Genomic DNA, 18,256 nt, shown 5'->3' with positions numbered 1-18,256 from the left:
CGGGTCAGCGGGGCGTGAATCCGTAGGGCAGTTCGAGGCGGTGCCGGGCAAGCAGCGCCTCGTCTGCCAGGATCTCCCCGGTGGGGCCGTCGGCGACGAGCCGGCCGGCGTCCAGGATTACCGAGCGTTCGCAGAGCTCCAGCGCGTACGGCAGATCGTGGGTGACCATCAGCAGGGTCACCGGCAGGGCCCGCAGGATCTCGGCCAATTCGCGCCGGGCGGCCGGGTCGAGGTTGGACGACGGCTCGTCCAACACCAGAATCTCCGGATGCATGGCGAGCACCGTCGCCACCGCGACCCGGCGGCGCTGCCCGAACGACAGGTGGTGCGGGGCGCGGTCCCGGTGCTCGCTCATCCCGACCGCGGCGAGCGCCTCCTCCACCCGGGTCGTCAGCGCGGCGCCGCGCAGCCCCAGGTTGGCCGGGCCGAACGCCACATCCTCGGCGACGGTGGGCAGGAAGAGCTGGTCGTCCGGGTCCTGGAAGACGATGCCCACCCGTCGGCGCACCTCGGCCAGGGTCGACCGGTCCGGGCGGACGGTGAGCCCACCGACGGTCACGCTCCCCGCGGTGGGGGTGAGGATGCCGTTGAGGTGCAGCACCAGGGTGGTCTTCCCGGCACCGTTCGGCCCGAGCAGCGCCACCCGGTCACCGCGGGGCACGGTCAGCTCCACGCCCCGCAACGCCTCGTGCCCATCCGGGTAGGCGTAGCGCACGTCGCGCACGTCGAGGCTGGGGGGCGTCATCGGCTGCACGTCCCCGATCATGTCAGGACCAGGGCGGTGGCCGCGACGCCGGCCGCCACGGCGGGGACGGTCGAGGCGGCCAGCCACTGCCCGACGGTCGCCGCCTCCGCGCCCTGCCACACCTGGGGCATCCGCCCGGTGTAGCCGCGGGACAGCATCGCCAGGTACACCCGCTCCCCCCGCTCATAGGCGCGCAGGAACAGTGCCCCGACCCCGGTCGCGAACCCCCGCAGCTGCCACATGAAGCGCGGATCGTCTCCCCGGGACAGCCGGGCCACCCGCATCCGCCGAGCCTCACCGACCAGCACTTCCAGGTAGCGCAGCATGAAGGTGGCGATCTGGGTGAGCAGCTGCGGGCAACGCAGCCGGTCCAACCCGATGATCAGGTCCCGGGTGGTGGTGGTCGCGGCCAGCAGCAGCGACGCCAGGACGCCCAGGGTGCCCTTGGCGAGGATGTTCCACGCCCCGTACAGCCCGTCCACGGAGACCGACAGGCCAAGGAGTTCGGTCCGCTCGCCCGCGCCGAGGAACGGCAGGGCGAACGCGAACAGCACGAAGGGCAGCTCGATCAGCGACCGGCGCAGCAGCCAGCCGGGCCGGACCCGGGCCACCGCCGCGACCGCCGCCACCAGCACGGCGTAGCCGCCGAAGGCCCAGAGCGCCTCCCGGGGGGTGGCGACCACGGCGAGGGTGAAGGCCACCATCGCCGCGATCTTCACCTCGGGGGGCAGCCGGTGCACCGGTGAGTCGGAGCAGTGGTAGAGCAATTGGGTGTGCCCGGCGCCCACGGCCCGCTCCTCAGCCCACTCCGGCGGTGGAGGTCGGCTGCGCCGCGTCCCCATCCTGGGTGGTTTGCTGCCCGGCCCGGCGACGGACCAGCCAGAACCCGCCGCCGGCCAGGGCGAAGGTCAGCAGTACGCCGACGACGCCGGAGAGCCCGGTGGCAAGGGCGTCGTCGGTGATGCCGGAGACGCCGTAGTCGGCCAGCGGACCGCCGATCTCGTGCTCCGCTTCCCGCTGCGCGGGGCAGTCCCCGCCGGTGACAGTGCCCGCCGCGTCAACGGTGCAGCCCTCCCGCAGCGCGGACTCCAGCCCGTCCGGGTCGGCCGACGCGAAGCTGCTCACCACCCCGGCCAGCAGCAGGGAGACCAGCAGCCCGCTGGCGATGAAGCCCCAGGTCCGTTTCCTCACCGGGCACCTCCAACAGCCGGGACGGGGGACGACGCGACCGGTCCGCGGGCGCGCAGCGCGTACACAAGATCGGGTCGGGTCTTCGCGACGGTCAGCACCGTCATCGCGGTGATCAGGCCCTCGCCGACGCCGATCAGCAGGTGGGTGACGGCGATCGTGCCGGCCAGGCCGGCGATGTTGTCGCCGAGATACACGGCGCCACCGAGCTGGTACTGGAGGACGAAGCCCAGCGCCGCCGCCACGACGCTGACCAGTGCCGAGACGAACGCGGTCACGGCGAGCCCGGCCGGCGTACGCGGCAGAACCCGCAGCAGCCCGACGATCAGCAGGTACGCGGCGGCGGTGCCGATGATCGCCAGGTTGGTAATGTTGAGGCCGAGCATCGCCACGCCGCCGTCGCCGAAGACCAGCGCCTGCACGGTCAGCACGACGGCCACGCAGAGCGCACCGACCCACGGCCCCACCAGCAGCGCGGCGAGCGCACCACCGAGCAGGTGGCCGCTGACCCCGGCGGTGAAGATTGGGAAGTTAATCATCTGCACGGCGAAGATGAAGGCGGCGACCAGGCCGGCCATCGGCGCCAGCCGGTCGTCCAGGTGTTGTCGGCCGCGCTGGACGCAGAGTGCCATCGCCGCCAGTGCGATCACCGCGAAGATCGCGGCGACGGGACCGTTGATGATCCCGTTGGAGATGTGCATCGCCAGGTGCTCCACGCGACCTCCCACGTGTCCGGCGGGTCTGTCCACGCCACCGCATCAGGCTATTAGGAGAAGTGAGCTATTGCCAATCCTTGGCAACAAGAGATGACGTCGGTCACGTCGCCGCGCAGCCAGGGCAAGCGAGGCGTGCCGACCGAGCGCCACCCACACCGAGCGCCACGCCGCCGAGGGCCACGCCACCGAAGCGGACCGGGAGCTGGCCCGGCGGTAGGGTCGCAGCCATGACCGCGCCTGCCCGCCTCTCCCCTGGCGACCCCGCCCCCGACTTCACCCTCCCCACCGACAGCGGCGACCAGCTCGCGCTGGCCGACCTCCGCGGCCGCAAGGTGCTGCTCTACGCCTACCCGGCCGCGATGACCCCCGGCTGCACCAAGCAGGCCTGCGACTTCCGCGACTCCCTCGCCTCGCTCCAGGCCGCCGGCTACGAGGTCGTCGGCATCTCCCCGGACAAGCCGGAGAAGCTGGCCAAGTTCCGCGAACGGGACGCCATCACGTTCCCGCTCGTCTCCGACACCGACCGGGCGGTGCTCGCCGCGTACGGGGCGTACGGCGAGAAGCAGTCGTACGGCAGGACGGTCACCGGGGTCATCCGCTCGACGTTCGTCATTGACGGCGACGGACGCATCGAGCGGGCGTTCTACAACGTCCGGGCGACCGGCCACGTCGCCAAGATCCGTCGCGATCTCGGCCTGGACTGACGACGCCAGCCGGGCCGCGCGCCCGCGCCCCTGGCCGGTTATCCGCTTATCCGCCGGCACGCCAGGATGACCACCCGGGCGGGGCGCGGGCCCGCCGGGGGAGGCTCTAGACTCTTCCCGGCAAGCGGGAGTGGCGTAATTGGCAGCCGCGCAGGTCTTAGGAGCCTGTGTCCGAGAGGACGTGGGGGTTCGAGTCCCCCCTCCCGCACCACTCAGAGGGTCTCCACCAGCCGAAACCGCTCCAGCACGGCGAGCGTGTCGTCGTCCACGGTGAAGTCCGGGTCGCCGATCCACCCTCGGTAGTCCGCCCCGTGCCAGTACTTCTCGTGCCCCGCTCGCCAGGTGGCGACCGAGTCGTCCCCCTCCCCCTCGTCCCGGGCGTGGTCCAGGTCCACGTCGCCGAGCCGGCTGACCCGCACCTCGGTCAGCTCAATCACGGCCACCGGGCGACCAGCAGAATCGATCACCGCCGCCCGGGTACCCGCGACCGGTAGCTCTTCCCCTTCGATCTCGTAGTCCTGGCGTAGGCCGGTCGTGGTGGTCTTGACCCCCGCGAGCACCAGGGCGACCAGCTTGTCGCGCAACGGACCGGGGAAGGCGAACTCGAACGGTGGCAGCGCTGCGATCATGGACGGACCCTAGCCTGGTTCGCCCCCGTCGGGCTCGTCACTTTCTCGGGCGGTGGCCCGACCCGACCGGTCAGGATGAGCAGCGTGGCCCTCCGGTTCGTACTCGACCCCGACCTGACGCCCGACCTCCGCGCGGAGATCATCGCGCTCTGGGTTGACGTCACCAACGCCGGTGGCGCGGTGGGCTTTGTCGCGCCGGTCACCGCCGCCGAGGTGCGGACCATCGCCGACCCGACCCTCGCGGCGATCGCCGACGGCCCGGACCGGCTGCTCCTCGGCTACGCCGACGACCGGCTCGTCGCGATGGCGATCTTCACCGACAACCGGTTTCACCTGAAGACCCACTATCGGGTCCTCACCCGGGTGATGGTCCACCCGGACTGTCAGGGCGAGGGCTACGGCCTGGAGCTGATGCGCGCGGCGGAGCGGATCGGTCGCCGCTGGGGGCTCGCCGCGCTCCAGATCACCGTCCGGGACGGATTGGGGCTGGATCGCTTCTACCGGCACCTCGGCTACCGCGAGGTGGGGCGGTTGCCGGGCGCGCTGCGGGTGGCGGCAGGAGATGATCGGGACGAGCTCCACATGTGGCTCGATCTGAGCGCAGACCGGCCCGGGTGATGACCGAAGGTGAGCTGCGGCTCGGGTGATCAGCGGCGGCCCCGGGATGACCAGCGGCCCGGCCTGACCCGCTGCGGTCAGTCGACGGGCACGACCTCGTCGCCGACGGCGACCCAACCGGTCTCGACGGGCACCAGGTGCAGCCCGAATAGGAGCTTCTGCCGCACGTTGCGGTAGCGGCCGAGGGTGAGCAGCGGCTCCTTCCCCCGGACCCCGGTCTCCTGGTCGGTGGTGGTGACTACGCAGCGACCAGCCGGGCCGGCGGCGCGGAAGGTGACACCACCGATGCGCACCGGGCGGGCGACCCAGTCGTCCTCCGCCCAGGCTGGCGCTCCGGTGACCACGAGGTTCGGGCGGAAACGGGTCATCGGCACCGGCGGCTCGCCGGCCTCCGCCAGCCACCCGTTAAGCGCGTCGAGTGAGGCGGTACTGGCCAGCAGGATCGGGGCCTCGTCGGCGAAGCTGACCTGGTCACCTGGGTCGTGCTCGCGGTCGGCGGCGGGGATGTGGCGGGCCGGCCGGGCCAGCCACACCAGGCGGGCCGGGCGGCCGAGGAACCGGCTGACCCAGGTCTCGGCGGCCGGACCGGCGACGTGCGCCCACACGTCCAGCTTGCGGCTACGGAAGGTGCGCACCGCGATCGGGGCACCGTCCACCGGTTCCGCGACATCGAGGTCGGGGTGGCCGGCGGCGCGCAGGGTGAGACCGCCGGTTCGGGCCACCGCACGCAGCCCGACGAGGCTGCCGACCTCGCGTTGGGTGATGCCGATGCCCGCCGCGTCAACGAGCATCCAACGCCGGTCGCCGGCCAGGCCCCAGGGCAGCACCGGGGCGACATCGTGGTCCCGCCGCCGACCGCCTTTGACGGGGTAGGTGTGAACAGCACTCAGCCGCATCGGCTCACCCTGCCACTCGCACCCCGCCTCGCGCCGGCCGCGGCGGGCCGGTTGCCGATGAAAGTTTCTATGCATAGGGTCGAAACATGAATGAAGGATCCGTCGTGTCCCCGGGTGACCGGGTGCTGGACCTGTTCCGCGGGGTCCGGCTCACCCCGACCCAGCGACGGATCGCACACTGCCTCGTCCAGCAGGGCCCGGCGGTGGCGTACCTGTCGGCTGCGGAGGTCGCCGAGTTGGCCGGGGTGAGTCAACCCTCGGTGACCCGCTTCGCGATGGCCCTCGGCCATGACGGCTACCCCGCCCTGCGCCGCCACCTCCGGGAGCTGACCGCGACGCCCCGCGGCGAACGACCGAACTCGGACAACGAACTCCAGCAGGCGGTGCGTGCCGAGATCGAGAACCTGGACCGGCTCGCCGACCAGTTCGCCGACCGGGACCGGGTGGCCGCCGCCGGCCGGCTCCTCGCCGCCAGCCACCCGCTGCCGGTGCTCGGCCTCCGCGCTGCCGCGCCGTTGGCCGCCTACTTCGCCTACTTCGCCGCCAAGGTGCTCCCGGACGTACGGGTGCTCGACGACGGCGGCAGCCTGCTCACCGACCGGATCGAACAGGCGGCCGAGGCGGGCGCGACCGCCCTGCTCGCCCTCGTGCTGCCCCGCTACCCCCGGGAGGCCCTCGACGCCCTGCGGGAGGCCCGGACGGCGGGCCTGACCGTCGTCGCCATCACCGACTCGCCGGTCAGCCCGGCCGGCGAGCACGCCGACGTGGTGCTCCCCGCCGCCGTTGGCGCACAGCTCGTGTTCGACCTACACACCGCACCGATGACCCTGGCCATGGTGCTACTGCAGGCAATCTGCGACGCCGCACCCGTACAAACCCAACGGCGGCTGGAGGCCTTCGAAGCCTCCGCCGCCCGTCGTCAGTTGTTCCTCGGTTAGGAGGTTCCCCTATGACCCAGCCGATCCGCGCCGCGCGCGGCACCACTCTCACCGCCCGGAGCTGGCCCCAGGAAGCCGCACGGCGGATGCTGATGAACAACCTCGACCCGGAGGTGGCCGAACGCCCCGAAGACCTGGTCGTCTACGGCGGCACCGGGAAGGCTGCGCGGGACTGGCCGTCGTACCGCGCGCTGTTGAACACCCTCACCGAGCTGCGCGACGACGAGACGATGCTGGTGCAGTCCGGCCGGCCGGTCGCGGTGATGCGGACCCACGAGTGGGCGCCACGGGTGCTGCTGGCCAACTCCAACCTGGTCGGCGACTGGGCCACCTGGCCGGAGTTCCGCCGGCTGGAGCAACTCGGCCTCACCATGTACGGGCAGATGACCGCCGGATCGTGGATCTACATCGGCACCCAGGGCATCCTCCAGGGCACCTACGAGACGTTCGCGGCCGTCGCCGCCAAGCGGTTCGGCGGGTCGCTGGCCGGCACGCTGACGCTGACCGCCGGGTGCGGCGGGATGGGTGGGGCCCAGCCGCTCGCCGTGACCATGAACGGCGGTGCCTGCCTGATCGTGGATGTCGACCGCTCCCGCCTCGAACGCCGGGTACGCGAGCGCTACCTGGACGAGGTCGCCGACTCCCTCGACGACGCGGTGCAGCGGGCAACCGCCGCCCGTGACGAACGGCGGGCACGCAGCATCGGCGTGGTCGGCAACGCGGCCACCATCTTCCCCGAGCTGCTGCGCCGCGGTGTCCCGGTGGACGTGGTCACCGACCAGACCAGCGCGCACGACCCGCTGTCGTACCTGCCGGAGGGGGTTGAGCTGGCCGACGCCCGTGACTACGCGGCGGCCAAGCCGACCGAGTTCACCGACCGCGCCCGCGCGTCAATGGCCCGACACGTCGAGGCGATGGTCGGCTTCCTCGACGCGGGCGCCGAGGTCTTCGACTACGGCAACTCGATCCGCGGCGAGGCGCAGCTCGGTGGCTACCCGCGCGCCTTCGACTTCCCAGGTTTCGTGCCCGCCTACATCCGCCCGCTGTTCTGCGAGGGTAAGGGCCCGTTCCGGTGGGCGGCGCTCTCCGGCGACCCGGCCGACATCGCCGCGACCGACCGGGCCATCCTCGAACTCTTCCCGGAGAACGAGCAGCTGGCCCGCTGGATCCGGATGGCCGGCGACCGGGTGGCGTTCCAGGGGCTGCCGGCTCGGATCTGCTGGCTCGGCTACGGCGAACGAGACCGGGCCGGGGTACGGTTCAACGAGATGGTCGCCGCCGGAGAGCTCTCCGCACCGGTGGTCATCGGCCGGGACCATCTGGACTGCGGTAGCGTCGCCAGCCCGTACCGGGAGACCGAGGCGATGGCCGATGGCTCCGACGCGATCGCCGACTGGCCGCTGCTCAACGCCCTGGTAAACACCGCCAGCGGGGCTTCCTGGGTCTCCCTGCACCACGGTGGCGGGGTCGGGATCGGCCGCTCCATCCACGCCGGCCAGGTCTGCGTCGCCGACGGCAGCGCCCTCGCCGGGCAGAAGATCGAACGAGTCCTCACCAACGACCCGGCGATGGGCGTCGTACGGCACGTTGACGCCGGCTACGACGACGCCCGGCAGGTCGCCGAGCAGACCGGCCTACAGATCCCGATGGCGAAGGCGTAAGGAGAGCTCCGTGTTGACGCATCCGGTGGTGGAGGGCTCCCTTCCGCGCAGGTTCCGGCGGCTCTGGGACGAGATCGCGCCGATCGGCCGGGACGACCGTAGCGGCGGGTACCTGCGGTACGCGCTGACCGACCCCGAGCTGCGGCTGCGGGAGTGGTTCCGGGCCCAGGCCGACCAGCGCGACATGCCGGTGAGCGAGGACGGCAACGGGAACCTCTTCGCCTGGTGGGGCGCCCCGGAGGCGGGGAACGCGGTGCTCACCGGCAGCCACTTCGACTCGGTACCGCACGGCGGGGCGTACGACGGGCCGCTCGGCATCGTCAGCTCCTTCCTCGCCGTGGACGAGCTCCGTGCCGCCGGCACCACCCCCAACCGGCCGATCGCGGTCGCCGCCTTCGTGGAGGAGGAGGGCGCCCGGTTCGGCGTACCGTGCCTGGGGTCTCGGCTACTCACCGGGGCGCTGCCGGTCGAGCAGGCGGCCGAGCTGCGCGACCCGGCTGGGGTGAGCTTCGCCGAGGCGCTGGGTGGCCCGCCGGCCGGCGCCCGGCCGGAGCTGCTCGGCCGCTTCGCCGCCTTCGTCGAGCTCCACGTCGAGCAGGGCCGGGCCCTGGTCGACCAGGCCGCGCCGGTCGCCGTCGCCAGCGCGATCTGGCCGCACGGCCGGTGGCGTTTCGACTTCACCGGCGAGGGAAACCACGCGGGTACGACCCGGATGATGGACCGCCGCGACCCGATGCTCACGTACGCGTTCACGGTGCTCGCCGCCAACAAGGAGGCCCGGCGGCTCGGCGCCCACGCCACGGTCGGCCGGGTACGGGTGGAACCGAACGCCACCAACGCCATCCCGGCTGCGGTCACCGGCTGGCTGGACGCCCGCGCGGCCGAGCCGGAGACCCTCGCCGGGCTGGTCGAGGCGGTCCACGACCGGGCCGCCGAGCGGGCCCGGCGCGACGGCACCGGGCTGCGGCTGACCGAGGAGTCGGCCACGCCCCTCGTCGCATTCGACGGCGGGTTGGCCGACCGGCTCGCCCGGCTGCTCGACGCGCCGGTGCTGCCGACCGGGGCCGGGCATGACGCCGGCGTGCTGGCCGGACACCTGCCCACCGCGATGCTCTTCGTCCGCAACCCCACCGGGGTGTCGCACTCCCCCGCGGAGTCGGCGAACGACGACGACTGCGCGGCCGGGGTGCAAGCCCTCGCCGCCGCGCTGGAGGAGCTGACATGACCCGCTGGCTGGCCGAGTACGCGTGGCTACCCGAGCAGCCCGAGCCGACCCCGGACGTGCTGATCGAGACCGCTGCCGGCCGGATCACCGGGGTCACCCCGCTGACCACCGAGGGCCGGCCGACCACCGGGGTCGAGGTCCTCGCCGACGCGGTCCGCCTGCCCGGGCTGACCCTGCCGGGGTTGGCCAACGCGCACTCGCACGCCTTCCACCGCGCGTTGCGCGGCCGCACCCACGGCGGTCGCGGCGACTTCTGGACCTGGCGGGACCGGATGTACGAGGTGGCCGCGCGGCTGGACCCGGAGAGCTACCTCGCGCTCGCCCGCGCCGGGTACGCGGAGATGGCGCTGGCCGGGATCACCTGCGTCGGCGAGTTCCACTACCTGCACCACGGCCCGGACGGCACCCCGTACGCCGACCCGAACGCGATGGGGGCCGCCCTGGTCGAGGCGGCGGCGCACGCCGGGATCCGGCTGACCCTGCTGGACGCCTGTTACCTGACCGCCACCGTGGCCGGCGAGCCGCTGGCCGGGCCGCAGCGACGCTTCGGCGACGGTGACGCCCTGCGCTGGGCGGAGCGGGTGGCGGCGTTCACCCCCACCGACGCGCACGTACGGGTGGGCGCGGCGATCCACTCGGTGCGCGCCGTGCCCGCCGACCAACTGGCAACGGTGGCCGGTTCGGCACGGGAGCGGGGTGTCCCGCTGCACCTGCACCTCTCCGAGCAGCCGGCCGAGAACGATGCCTGCCGGGCCACGCACGGCTGCACCCCCACCCGGCTGCTGGCCGACCGGGGAGTTCTCGACCAGCACACCACCGCCGTGCACGCCACCCACCCCACCAGCTCGGACGTGATCCTGCTCGGGGACAGCGGCACCGGGGTCTGCCTCTGCCCCACCACCGAGCGGGACCTCGCCGACGGGATCGGACCGGCCCGCCGGATGGCCAACGCCGGCAGTCCGTTGAGTCTCGGCAGCGACAGCCACGCGGTGGTGGACCTCTTCGAGGAGGCGCGCGCGGTGGAACTGGACGAGCGCCTGCGTACCCGGCAGCGCGGCCACTTCACCGTCGGTGAGCTGGTCACCGCGGCCACCTCCGCCGGACATGCCGCCCTCGGCTGGGGCGACGCCGGCCGGCTGGCGGTGGGCGACCGGGCCGACCTGGTCACCCTCCGGCTGGACAGCCCCCGGACCGCGGGGGTACCGGCGGCCGGCGCGTTCTTCGCCGCCACCGCGGGGGATGTGCACCAGGTGGTGGTGGAGGGCCAGGTGGTGGTGCAGGACGGACGGCACCGCACCGTTGACGTCCCCACCGAGCTGGCCACGTCGATCGCGGAGGTGACCGGAGCGCCATGAGTAGCCTGCTGCTGGACAACATCGGAGAGCTGGTCACCAACACCACCGCCGGGGAGGGGCCGCTGGGCATCCGCCGTGACGCCGCCGTGCTCGTTGAGGACGACGTGGTGGCCTGGGTCGGGTCGAGCGGGGGTGCGCCCGCCGCCGACCAACGTATCGACGTCGAGTCAGCGGCCGTGCTGCCCGGCTTCGTGGACAGCCACGCCCACCTGGTCTTCGCCGGGGACCGCGCGGTCGAGTTCGCCGCCCGGATGGCCGGCGAGCCGTACACCGGCGGCGGCATCCGCACCACGGTCGGCGCGACCCGGGCCGCCACCGACGACGAGCTACGCGCCACCGCCCGCCGGCTACACGCGGAGGCGCTGCGGCAGGGCACCACCACCATCGAGATCAAGAGCGGGTACGGCCTCACCGTCGCCGACGAGGCCCGCTCGCTGCGGATCGCCGCCGAGGTGAGCTCGGAGACCACCTTCCTCGGGGCGCACCTCGTCCCCGCCGAGTACGCCGACCGCCCGGACGACTACGTCGACCTGGTCTGCGGCCCGATGCTCGCCGCCGCCGCGCCGTACGCCCGCTGGGTGGATGTCTTCTGTGAGCGGGGCGCCTTCGACGCCGACCAGACCCGCGCGATCCTGACCCGTGGGCGGGCCGCCGGGCTGGACACCCGGCTGCACGCCAACCAGCTTGGTCCGGGCCCGGGGGTCCAGCTCGGGGTGGAGCTGGGGGTGGCCAGCGTCGACCACTGCACCCACCTCACCGACGCCGACGTTGACGCGCTCGTCGGGGCCGATGGAACGACCGTGGCCACCCTGTTACCCGGGGCGGAGTTCTCCACCCGATCGCCCTACCCGGACGCCCGGCGGCTGCTCGACGCGGGCGTGACCGTGGCGCTGGCCACGGACTGCAACCCCGGGTCGTCGTACACCTCGTCGGTGCCGTTCTGCATCGCGCTGGCCGTCCGGGAGATGCGCATGAGCCCCTCCGAGGCGGTCTGGGCGGCGACCGCCGGCGGCGCCGCGGCGCTGCGCCGCACCGACGTGGGTCGGCTGGCGCCCGGCGCCCGGGCCGACCTGATGATCCTCGACGCCCCGTCCCACCTGCACCTGGCATACCGGCCAGGGGTTCCACTGATCCGCCAGGTCCTGCACAACGGAGTACCGCAATGTCGACCGTAGTCATTCAACCAACCGGGGTTACCCCCGCCGATGTGCTCGCCGTCGCCCGCGGCAACGCCAAGGTCGTCCTCGACCCGACGGCGATCGACGCGATGGCCAACAGTCGGTCCGTCGTGGACGGGATCGAGGCCGCCGGCCAGCCGGTGTACGGCGTGAGCACCGGCTTCGGGGCGCTCGCCAACACCTTCGTCGCCCCGGAGCGGCGGGCCGAGCTACAGCACGCGCTGATTCGTTCGCACGCCGCCGGGGTGGGGACCGCCATGCCCCGCGAGGTGGTACGGGCGATGATGCTGCTGCGCGCCCGTTCCCTCGCGTTCGGCCGCTCCGGAGTCCGGCCGCTGGTCGCTACCGCACTGGTGGACCTGCTCAACCACGATGTCACCCCGTGGGTGCCCGAGCACGGGTCGCTGGGGGCCTCCGGGGACCTGGCGCCGCTGGCGCACTGCGCGCTGGCGCTACTCGGCGAGGGCTGGGTGCTGGGCGCGGCCGGTGACCGGATCCCGGCCGGTGAGGCGCTGCGCCGGGCCGGTCTCACGCCGATCGAGCTGGCCGCCAAGGAAGGGCTGGCGCTGATCAACGGCACCGACGGCATGCTCGGCATGCTGCTGATGGCCAACCACGACGCCGCACACCTGTTCACCCTGGCCGACGTGACGGCCGCCCTGGCGATCGAGGCGATGCTCGGCACGGACCGGCCGTTCCAGCCCGAGCTGCACACCATCCGGCCGCACCCCGGGCAGGCCACCTCGGCGGCGAACATCCACCGCCTGCTCCAGGACTCGGCGGTGATGGCGTCGCACCGCGACGACGTGGTGCACGCGGTGCAGGACGCGTACTCGATGCGGTGCGCGCCGCAGGTCGCCGGCGCGGCCCGGGACACCCTGGACTTCGCCCGGCAGGTGGCGGGCCGGGAACTGGTCTCGGTGGTGGACAACCCGGTGGTCCTGCCGGACGGCCGGGTCGAGTCGACCGGGAACTTCCACGGCGCGCCGCTCGGTTTCGCCGCGGACTTCCTCGCCGTCGCCGCCGCCGAGGTCGGCGCAATCGCCGAACGGCGGGTGGATCGGCTGCTCGACGTAACCCGCTCCCGGGACCTGCCGGCGTTCCTCTCCCCCGATGCCGGGGTCAACTCCGGGCTGATGATCGCTCAGTACACGGCGGCCGGCATCGTCGCGGAGAACCGTCGACTCGCCGCCCCCGCCTCGGTGGACTCCCTGCCCACCAGCGGGATGCAGGAAGACCACGTGTCGATGGGCTGGGCGGCGACCAAGAAGCTGCGGACCGTCCTGGACAACCTGACCAGCCTGCTCGCGGTCGAACTCCTCGCCGCGGTCCGCGGGCTCCAGCTCCGGGCGCCGCTACAGCCGTCGCCGGCCGGACGGGCCGCCATCGCCGCGTTGGCCGGGGCCGCCGGTGAGCCCGGCCCGGACATCTTCCTCGCTCCGGTGCTGGAGACCGCCCGGACGGTGATTGCCGGTCCGGAGCTTCGGGCGGCGATCGAACGTGAGGTCGGGACGCTGGCCTGACCTCCTGCTCGGCTGTGCCGGGCAGCGGCTGCCGAGGTCGGTAGCCGCTGCCCGGGTACGGCGGGTCAGGCCGGCGGCAACACCTTGGCGACCAGCTTCGCCAGTTCGCGCAGCGCCTTGCCGCGGTGACTGATCGCGTCCTTCTCCGCCGGCGTCAGCTCGGCGTTGGTCCGGTCCTGCCCGTCGCCGCGAAAGATCGGGTCGTAGCCGAAGCCACCGTCGCCGTGTGGCTCCCGCAGCAGGCGACCGGCCTGCCGGCCGTCCACCAGGTGCTCCTTGCCACCGGGCAGTGCCAGGGCCACCGTGCAGACGAAGGACGCGCCCCGATGCTCGTCCGGCACGTCAGCGATCTGGTTCAACACCAGCTGCAGGTTGGCGTGGTCATCACCGTGCTGGCCGGCCCAGCGGGCACTGAAGACACCGGGCATGCCGTTGAGCGCCTCCACCGCCAGGCCGGAGTCGTCGGCGATCGTGGGCAACCCGGTGCGCCGGCAGCCCTCCCGGGCCTTGATCAGCGCGTTCTCCCCGAATGTCAGGCCGGTCTCCGGCAGCTCCGGGTAGGCCTCGACATCGTCGAGGCCGATCAGGGCGATCCGGTGCGCGCCCAGGGCGCCATCGAGGATGCGTTGCAGCTCGATGAGCTTCTTCCGGTTCCGGGTGGCGAGCAAAACCTTGTTCATGCTGAGTCACCTTCGTTCACGACCACGGAAGCCAGCAGCGAAGCCGCCTTCACGAGAGCGCCTTCCGCTGGGCTTCGGCCAACTCCACACAGCCGGCGACGGCCAGGTCGAGCAGGGCGTCGAGCTGTCCGCGGCTGAAGACGCCCGCCTCACCGGTGCCCTGCACCTCAACGAAGTCACCGGCGCCGGTGCAGACCACGTTCAGGTCAACCTCGGCGGTCGCGTCCTCGGCGTAGTTAAGGTCCAGTCGCGGCTCACCGGCGACGACGCCGACGCTCACCGCCGCCACCGAACGGTGCATCACCGTCTCCGGCCGGCCGGCGAGGGAGCGGCGGGTGGCGAGCCAGGTCACCGCGTCGTGCAGCGCCACGTACGCGCCGGTGATCGCGGCGGTACGGGTGCCGCCGTCGGCCTGGAGTACGTCGCAGTCAAGCACGATGGAGTTCTCGCCCAGCGCCTTCAGGTCGATCGACGCGCGTAGGCTGCGGCCGATCAGCCGGGAAATCTCGTGGGTACGCCCACCGACCCGTCCCTTGACACTCTCCCGGTCGGAGCGGGTGTTGGTGGCCCGGGGCAGCATGGCGTACTCGGCGGTGACCCAGCCGAGGCCGGAGCCCTTGCGCCAGCGGGGGACTCCCTCGGTGACGCTCGCGGTGCAGAGCACCCGGGTGGCGCCGAACTCCACCAGCACAGAGCCCTCGGGATGGGTACTCCAGCCGCGGGTCAGGGTCACCGGTCGGAGGTGTTCGGGCAGCCGCCCGTCAGGTCGCGCCATGTCTGCACCCTATGTGGTGGCAGGGGCGGCCCGCCCCGGGGTGTCCCGGTCGGCTGGACCGCCGAAGCCCCGGCCAGCCCACACCGGTCAGACCTCGTAGCGCGCGCCCGGCCGGACCACCTCGAGCGGGCCGGCGTAGGCAGCGGCGGCGGACGCGACGGTTTGCGCCTCGCTGCCCCAGGCCGCCACGAGGTGGGTCAGCAGCAGCCGCCCGACACCGGCCTTGGTGGCGACCTCGCCGGCCTCCCCGCCGGTCAGGTGCAGATCCGGTGGGTTGTCCACCCCGTCGAGGTAGCTCGCCTCGCAGAGAAACACGTCGGCTCCCTGGGCCAGCTGCAGCAGCGCCTCGCAGGGGGCGGTATCGGAGGAGTAGCAGAGCACCCGACCGTTGTGTTCCAGCCGGACCCCGTACGTCTCGATCGGGTGGTTGACCCGGTCCACGGTGACGGTCAGCGGGCCGACCGGGAAGGTCCCTGGGGCCAGGGCGGAGAACTGGTACACATCCTCGACCGTGCCGTCCGGCGCTCCGGCCAGGGCGGCGAGTCGTTCCGGTGTGCCCGCCGGGCCGTACACCGGCAGCGCCGGATAGGGGCCGTCCGGGGCGTACCGGCGGACCACCACGTAGAGCGCGGCGTCGAGGAAGTGGTCGCCGTGCAGGTGCGTGAGGAGGACGGCGTCGGGAGCGTGCAGCCCCACGTAACGCTGGAGGGTCGACAGTGACCCGGAGCCGAAGTCGACCAGGAGCCGGAAGCCCGCGGCCTCGACCAGATAGGCCGAACAGGGGGAGTCCGGGCCGGGGAAGCTCCCGGCGCAACCCAACACCGTTAGTCGCATTGAGTCGTCTCACTGTCGCATTCTGTAGTGTCCGGGCCGGTTGCCTCTCCGCAGAGCATCGTTCCAACCGCCGTGTACGCCACGCTGGGCAGCCTACGCTCGGCGGCCCGAAGGCATGAATCATCCCCGGAAAGGTGTCACGAACGTGACACCGTCCCAGTTGGTGGGTCAGGCCCAGAGCTGCCCCTCCAGCGCCTCCTCCGCCTCGGCGAGAGTGCCGTCGTAGGCTCCGGTCGAGAGATACTTCCAGCCCGCGTCGGCGACCACGAAGGCCACGTCGGCGCGGCGCCCCTCCCGGACCGCCTCGTGCGCCACCGCCAGCGCCGCATGCAGGATCGCGCCGGTGGAGAGTCCAGCGAAGAGCCCCTCCACCTCGACCAGCTGGCGGGTCCGCAGCACAGCATCCCGGGTGCCGACCGAGAAGCGCCGGGTCAGCACCGAGGCGTCGTACAGCTCCGGTACGTACCCCTCGTCGATGTTGCGCAGCCCGTACACCAGTTCGCCGTAGCGCGGCTCGGCGGCCACGACCTGGACCCCCGCCACCTTCTCGCGCAGGTAGCGGCCGGTGCCCATCAACGTGCCCGTCGTGCCGAGCCCGGCCACGAAATGGGTGATCGTGGGTAGGTCCTGGAGCAGCTCCGGACCGGTGGTCAGGTAGTGGGCCTTCGCGTTGGCCTCGTTTCCGTACTGGTAGAGCAGGACCCAGTCGGGGTGTTCGGCGGCGATCTGCTTGGCGGTGGCGACGGCCTGGTTCGAGCCCCCCGCCGCGGGCGAGAAGATAATCTCCGCGCCGTACATGCGCAGCAGCTGCACCCGTTCGGTGGAGACATTCTCCGGCAGCACACACACCAGCCGGTACCCACGCAGCTTCGCCACCATGGCCAGTGCGATACCGGTGTTCCCGCTGGTGGGTTCGAAGATCGTGGCGCCCGGCCGGAGCCGGCCCGCCTCCTCGGCCGCGCGGACCATGAACAGCGCGGCCCGGTCCTTGATGCTGCCGGTCGGGTTACGGTCCTCCAGCTTCGCCCAGAGCCGCACCGGCGGCGCCCCCGCGGGCACCGCCGGTGCGAGCCGGGGCAGCCCGACCAGGGGCGTTCCGCCACTGGCGTCCAGCAGACTGTCGTAGCGCGCCACGGGGCCGCGCCCTCAGCGGGCGGCTGGCGACCCGGCGCGCAGGCCGCGGGCGGCCACCGCGGCGAAGTCGGGGGCCCCACCCGCGACGGCCGGCAGGATGGTCACGCTGTCGCCGTCGTTGAGCTTGGCCTCCAACGCGCCAAGGAAGCGGACATCCTCGTCGTTGATGTAGACGTTCACGAAGCGGTGCAGCGCGCCGGTGTCGGTAACCAGGCGGCCCTTCAGCCCGTCGTGCCGGCTGTCCAGGTCGGCGAAGAGGTCACCCAGCGTGTCGCCGGTCCCCTCGACGATCTTCGCGCCGCCGGTGTGGCTGCGCAGGATGGTGGGGATACGAACTTCGATGGCCATGATGCGGTGCTCCTCGCTCGGGGAATGCCGAAATGGTGACGGGACGTGGTGGGGTGTTACCGCGCTGGAGTCAGCGGCCAGAACACTCGTAGTCGACCGTCGCCGGGCTCTGCCCGAACATGTAGGACTGCACGGCGTGCGGGTCCACCCCGGCGTCCAGGATGCAGACCTTCTCCTCAGTCACCACGCCAGCCACGATCCGGAAGGAGCGAATCTCCTCGGAGTCGGGCTCACGGGTGGAGACGAGCAGGTAGTGCGCGTCGGGCTCACCGGCGAAGGAGACGTCGGTGCGCGATGGGTACGCCTCGGTCGCGGTGTGCGAGTGGTAGATGACGACGGGCGCCTCGTCCCGGTCGTCCATCTCCCGCCACACCCGCAACTGCTCCATCGAGTCGAACTCGTAGAACGTCATGGAACGGGCGGCGTTCTCCATCGGGATGTGCCGAGTGGCAAGGTCGCTACCGGCGGGACCGGCGACCACGCCACACGCCTCGTCGGGGTGGTCCCGACGGGCATGGGCGACGATCGCGTCCACGATCGCCCGGTCGATGCTCAGCACGCCGACCAGCGTAGCGCCTGCCCGTGCTGGCCGGCGAGGTGGCAACGGTCACGGATCAGTCGATCAATGCGCTGAGCAGGGATTCCTGCAAGTAGCCCAAATACGCGTAGACCGACAGTTGGAACATCCGACTGGACCCCGGATCCGTGGCGACCGCGTCATCGAGCTCCGCGCCGAGATCGGTGCTATCCCGGATCTCCAGCCGGACGCCCATCGCCAGCCGGGCGTCGTTGAGCGCCCGCAACCACGCCTCGGCCGCCTCACCGTCGAGCCGGACCTCGCCACCGGCGTCGTCGGGGAGCGCCGCGAGAATCGCGCCGGCCTGGTCGATCTTCGCCGTCTTCAGGTCCCCCTCGGTGTACTGACGAAACTCCGCGGCGTCCGCCGCGTCGTCCGGGTAGACCTCCGGGAAGAGCCGCACGACCACCGGGTCGGCGTGGTCGAACGCGTCGGTGAGCAGGCCGACCACCTCGGTGGCGACCTTCCGCAGGACGCGGACCTCGTCTACCGCGAAGGTGGCCACGTAGTGGCCACTACAGCGTTGGAACAT

The 18,256-nt window shown here is 72.4% G+C and carries 21 protein-coding genes and 1 tRNA gene; 9 read left to right on the top strand and 13 right to left on the bottom strand.

All coding sequences use genetic code 11. The annotated features are described in order from the left end of the window. Positions 1–4: 4 nt before the first annotated feature. Genes SALPAC4_RS0115110 through SALPAC4_RS0115095 form a run of 4 tightly spaced genes read right to left on the bottom strand, consistent with a single transcriptional unit; the run spans position 5 to position 2,649 of the window. Entirely contained in the window at positions 5–766 is a 762-nt protein-coding gene (locus SALPAC4_RS0115110) for an energy-coupling factor ABC transporter ATP-binding protein (protein ID WP_019871036.1), read from the bottom strand. After that, positions 763–1,533, bottom strand: a complete 771-nt coding sequence (gene cbiQ, locus SALPAC4_RS0115105) for a cobalt ECF transporter T component CbiQ (protein ID WP_019871035.1) — start codon at positions 1,531–1,533, stop codon at positions 763–765. Before cbiQ ends, SALPAC4_RS0115110 begins: the two co-directional genes overlap by 4 nt. 10 nt (positions 1,534–1,543) lie before the next feature. Then, positions 1,544–1,936 carry a PDGLE domain-containing protein gene (locus SALPAC4_RS0115100; protein ID WP_018729757.1) on the bottom strand — a complete coding sequence of 131 codons (393 nt, stop codon included), beginning with the start codon at positions 1,934–1,936 and terminating at the stop codon, positions 1,544–1,546. Further along, positions 1,933–2,649 carry an energy-coupling factor ABC transporter permease gene (locus tag SALPAC4_RS0115095; RefSeq protein ID WP_019871034.1) on the bottom strand — a complete coding sequence of 239 codons (717 nt, stop codon included), beginning with the start codon at positions 2,647–2,649 and terminating at the stop codon, positions 1,933–1,935. Before SALPAC4_RS0115095 ends, SALPAC4_RS0115100 begins: the two co-directional genes overlap by 4 nt. Before the next feature lie 227 nt (positions 2,650–2,876). Between SALPAC4_RS0115095 and bcp the strand changes: the two genes are divergently transcribed. Further along, on the top strand, positions 2,877–3,353 hold the full coding sequence (gene bcp / locus SALPAC4_RS0115090; protein WP_019871033.1) for a thioredoxin-dependent thiol peroxidase: 477 nt from the start codon (positions 2,877–2,879) through the stop codon (positions 3,351–3,353). Between the two features lie 124 nt (positions 3,354–3,477). Further along, a tRNA-Leu gene (locus tag SALPAC4_RS0115085) sits at positions 3,478–3,564 on the top strand. A 1-nt stretch (position 3,565) separates the two neighbouring features. Here SALPAC4_RS0115085 and SALPAC4_RS0115080 read toward each other — a convergent pair. Further along, entirely contained in the window at positions 3,566–3,982 is a 417-nt protein-coding gene (locus tag SALPAC4_RS0115080; RefSeq protein WP_019871032.1) for an ASCH domain-containing protein, read from the bottom strand. A gap of 75 nt (positions 3,983–4,057) precedes the next feature. Between SALPAC4_RS0115080 and SALPAC4_RS0115075 the strand changes: the two genes are divergently transcribed. Next, complete coding sequence (locus tag SALPAC4_RS0115075; protein ID WP_019871031.1) at positions 4,058–4,600, top strand: GNAT family N-acetyltransferase; 543 nt, start codon at positions 4,058–4,060, stop codon at positions 4,598–4,600. A 77-nt stretch (positions 4,601–4,677) separates the two neighbouring features. On the opposite strand, the gene SALPAC4_RS0115070 is transcribed toward SALPAC4_RS0115075, so the two are convergent. Further along, positions 4,678–5,496, bottom strand: a complete 819-nt coding sequence (locus SALPAC4_RS0115070) for an MOSC domain-containing protein (protein WP_019871030.1) — start codon at positions 5,494–5,496, stop codon at positions 4,678–4,680. Positions 5,497–5,582: 86 nt separating this feature from the next. On the opposite strand from SALPAC4_RS0115070, the gene SALPAC4_RS0115065 reads away from it, so the two are divergent. From SALPAC4_RS0115065 to hutH, 6 genes are read left to right on the top strand one after another with little or no spacing between them, the layout of a single operon-like run. Then, positions 5,583–6,434, top strand: a complete 852-nt coding sequence (locus SALPAC4_RS0115065; RefSeq protein WP_019871029.1) for a MurR/RpiR family transcriptional regulator — start codon at positions 5,583–5,585, stop codon at positions 6,432–6,434. Between the two features lie 11 nt (positions 6,435–6,445). Next, a complete protein-coding gene (hutU, locus tag SALPAC4_RS0115060; RefSeq protein WP_019871028.1) occupies positions 6,446–8,095 on the top strand; it encodes a urocanate hydratase in 1,650 nt (549 codons plus the stop codon). 10 nt (positions 8,096–8,105) lie between these two features. Continuing rightward, the gene (locus SALPAC4_RS0115055) at positions 8,106–9,320 is read left to right on the top strand and encodes an allantoate amidohydrolase (protein ID WP_019871027.1); all 1,215 of its coding nucleotides are present in this window, start codon (positions 8,106–8,108) and stop codon (positions 9,318–9,320) included. Then, positions 9,317–10,675 carry a formimidoylglutamate deiminase gene (locus SALPAC4_RS0115050; protein WP_019871026.1) on the top strand — a complete coding sequence of 453 codons (1,359 nt, stop codon included), beginning with the start codon at positions 9,317–9,319 and terminating at the stop codon, positions 10,673–10,675. The genes SALPAC4_RS0115055 and SALPAC4_RS0115050 overlap by 4 nt, the downstream gene beginning before the upstream one ends. Then, the gene (gene hutI, locus SALPAC4_RS0115045) at positions 10,672–11,850 is read left to right on the top strand and encodes an imidazolonepropionase (RefSeq protein ID WP_019871025.1); all 1,179 of its coding nucleotides are present in this window, start codon (positions 10,672–10,674) and stop codon (positions 11,848–11,850) included. Before SALPAC4_RS0115050 ends, hutI begins: the two co-directional genes overlap by 4 nt. Next, positions 11,838–13,376, top strand: coding sequence for a histidine ammonia-lyase (hutH, locus tag SALPAC4_RS0115040; protein ID WP_019871024.1), 1,539 nt, complete (start codon positions 11,838–11,840; stop codon positions 13,374–13,376). Before hutI ends, hutH begins: the two co-directional genes overlap by 13 nt. A 65-nt stretch (positions 13,377–13,441) precedes the next feature. On the opposite strand, the gene rdgB is transcribed toward hutH, so the two are convergent. The 7 genes from rdgB to SALPAC4_RS0115005 form a co-directional block, all read right to left on the bottom strand. Further along, a complete protein-coding gene (gene rdgB, locus SALPAC4_RS0115035) occupies positions 13,442–14,056 on the bottom strand; it encodes an RdgB/HAM1 family non-canonical purine NTP pyrophosphatase (protein WP_011905008.1) in 615 nt (204 codons plus the stop codon). A 49-nt stretch (positions 14,057–14,105) separates the two neighbouring features. After that, a complete protein-coding gene (gene rph / locus SALPAC4_RS0115030) occupies positions 14,106–14,831 on the bottom strand; it encodes a ribonuclease PH (RefSeq protein ID WP_027644470.1) in 726 nt (241 codons plus the stop codon). 87 nt (positions 14,832–14,918) lie between these two features. After that, positions 14,919–15,665 (bottom strand): MBL fold metallo-hydrolase, encoded by a 747-nt coding sequence (locus SALPAC4_RS0115025; RefSeq protein WP_027644471.1) that lies wholly within the window; start codon positions 15,663–15,665, stop codon positions 14,919–14,921. A 168-nt stretch (positions 15,666–15,833) separates the two neighbouring features. Beyond that, the gene (locus SALPAC4_RS0115020) at positions 15,834–16,799 is read right to left on the bottom strand and encodes a PLP-dependent cysteine synthase family protein (protein ID WP_019871021.1); all 966 of its coding nucleotides are present in this window, start codon (positions 16,797–16,799) and stop codon (positions 15,834–15,836) included. A gap of 12 nt (positions 16,800–16,811) precedes the next feature. Next, positions 16,812–17,147 carry a MoaD/ThiS family protein gene (locus SALPAC4_RS0115015; RefSeq protein ID WP_019871020.1) on the bottom strand — a complete coding sequence of 112 codons (336 nt, stop codon included), beginning with the start codon at positions 17,145–17,147 and terminating at the stop codon, positions 16,812–16,814. A gap of 70 nt (positions 17,148–17,217) precedes the next feature. Further along, positions 17,218–17,706 (bottom strand): Mov34/MPN/PAD-1 family protein, encoded by a 489-nt coding sequence (locus SALPAC4_RS0115010; RefSeq protein WP_018218761.1) that lies wholly within the window; start codon positions 17,704–17,706, stop codon positions 17,218–17,220. A gap of 55 nt (positions 17,707–17,761) precedes the next feature. After that, entirely contained in the window at positions 17,762–18,256 is a 495-nt protein-coding gene (locus SALPAC4_RS0115005; protein ID WP_188116870.1) for a DUF2017 domain-containing protein, read from the bottom strand.

Origin of the sequence: Salinispora oceanensis (assembly GCF_000383575.1) — a bacterium.
In the GTDB taxonomy this organism is placed as follows: Bacteria; Actinomycetota; Actinomycetes; order Mycobacteriales; family Micromonosporaceae; genus Micromonospora; species Micromonospora oceanensis.
This window is presented reverse-complemented; position numbering and strand designations above follow the sequence as displayed.

Excerpts from the sequence above, each read along its gene's own strand:
- SALPAC4_RS0115110 (WP_019871036.1), bottom strand. The coding sequence starts at position 766 with ATGATCGGGGACGTGCAGCCGATGACGCCCCCCAGCCTCGACGTGCGC.
- bcp (WP_019871033.1), top strand. The coding sequence starts at position 2,877 with ATGACCGCGCCTGCCCGCCTCTCCCCTGGCGACCCCGCCCCCGACTTC.
- SALPAC4_RS0115080 (WP_019871032.1), bottom strand. The coding sequence starts at position 3,982 with ATGATCGCAGCGCTGCCACCGTTCGAGTTCGCCTTCCCCGGTCCGTTG.
- SALPAC4_RS0115075 (WP_019871031.1), top strand. The coding sequence starts at position 4,058 with ATGAGCAGCGTGGCCCTCCGGTTCGTACTCGACCCCGACCTGACGCCC.
- SALPAC4_RS0115070 (WP_019871030.1), bottom strand. The coding sequence starts at position 5,496 with ATGCGGCTGAGTGCTGTTCACACCTACCCCGTCAAAGGCGGTCGGCGG.
- SALPAC4_RS0115065 (WP_019871029.1), top strand. The coding sequence starts at position 5,583 with ATGAATGAAGGATCCGTCGTGTCCCCGGGTGACCGGGTGCTGGACCTG.
- hutU (WP_019871028.1), top strand. The coding sequence starts at position 6,446 with ATGACCCAGCCGATCCGCGCCGCGCGCGGCACCACTCTCACCGCCCGG.
- SALPAC4_RS0115050 (WP_019871026.1), top strand. The coding sequence starts at position 9,317 with ATGACCCGCTGGCTGGCCGAGTACGCGTGGCTACCCGAGCAGCCCGAG.
- hutI (WP_019871025.1), top strand. The coding sequence starts at position 10,672 with ATGAGTAGCCTGCTGCTGGACAACATCGGAGAGCTGGTCACCAACACC.
- hutH (WP_019871024.1), top strand. The coding sequence starts at position 11,838 with ATGTCGACCGTAGTCATTCAACCAACCGGGGTTACCCCCGCCGATGTG.
- rdgB (WP_011905008.1), bottom strand. The coding sequence starts at position 14,056 with ATGAACAAGGTTTTGCTCGCCACCCGGAACCGGAAGAAGCTCATCGAG.
- rph (WP_027644470.1), bottom strand. The coding sequence starts at position 14,831 with ATGGCGCGACCTGACGGGCGGCTGCCCGAACACCTCCGACCGGTGACC.
- SALPAC4_RS0115025 (WP_027644471.1), bottom strand. The coding sequence starts at position 15,665 with ATGCGACTAACGGTGTTGGGTTGCGCCGGGAGCTTCCCCGGCCCGGAC.
- SALPAC4_RS0115015 (WP_019871020.1), bottom strand. The coding sequence starts at position 17,147 with ATGGCCATCGAAGTTCGTATCCCCACCATCCTGCGCAGCCACACCGGC.
- SALPAC4_RS0115005 (WP_188116870.1), bottom strand. The coding sequence starts at position 18,256 with ATGTTCCAACGCTGTAGTGGCCACTACGTGGCCACCTTCGCGGTAGAC.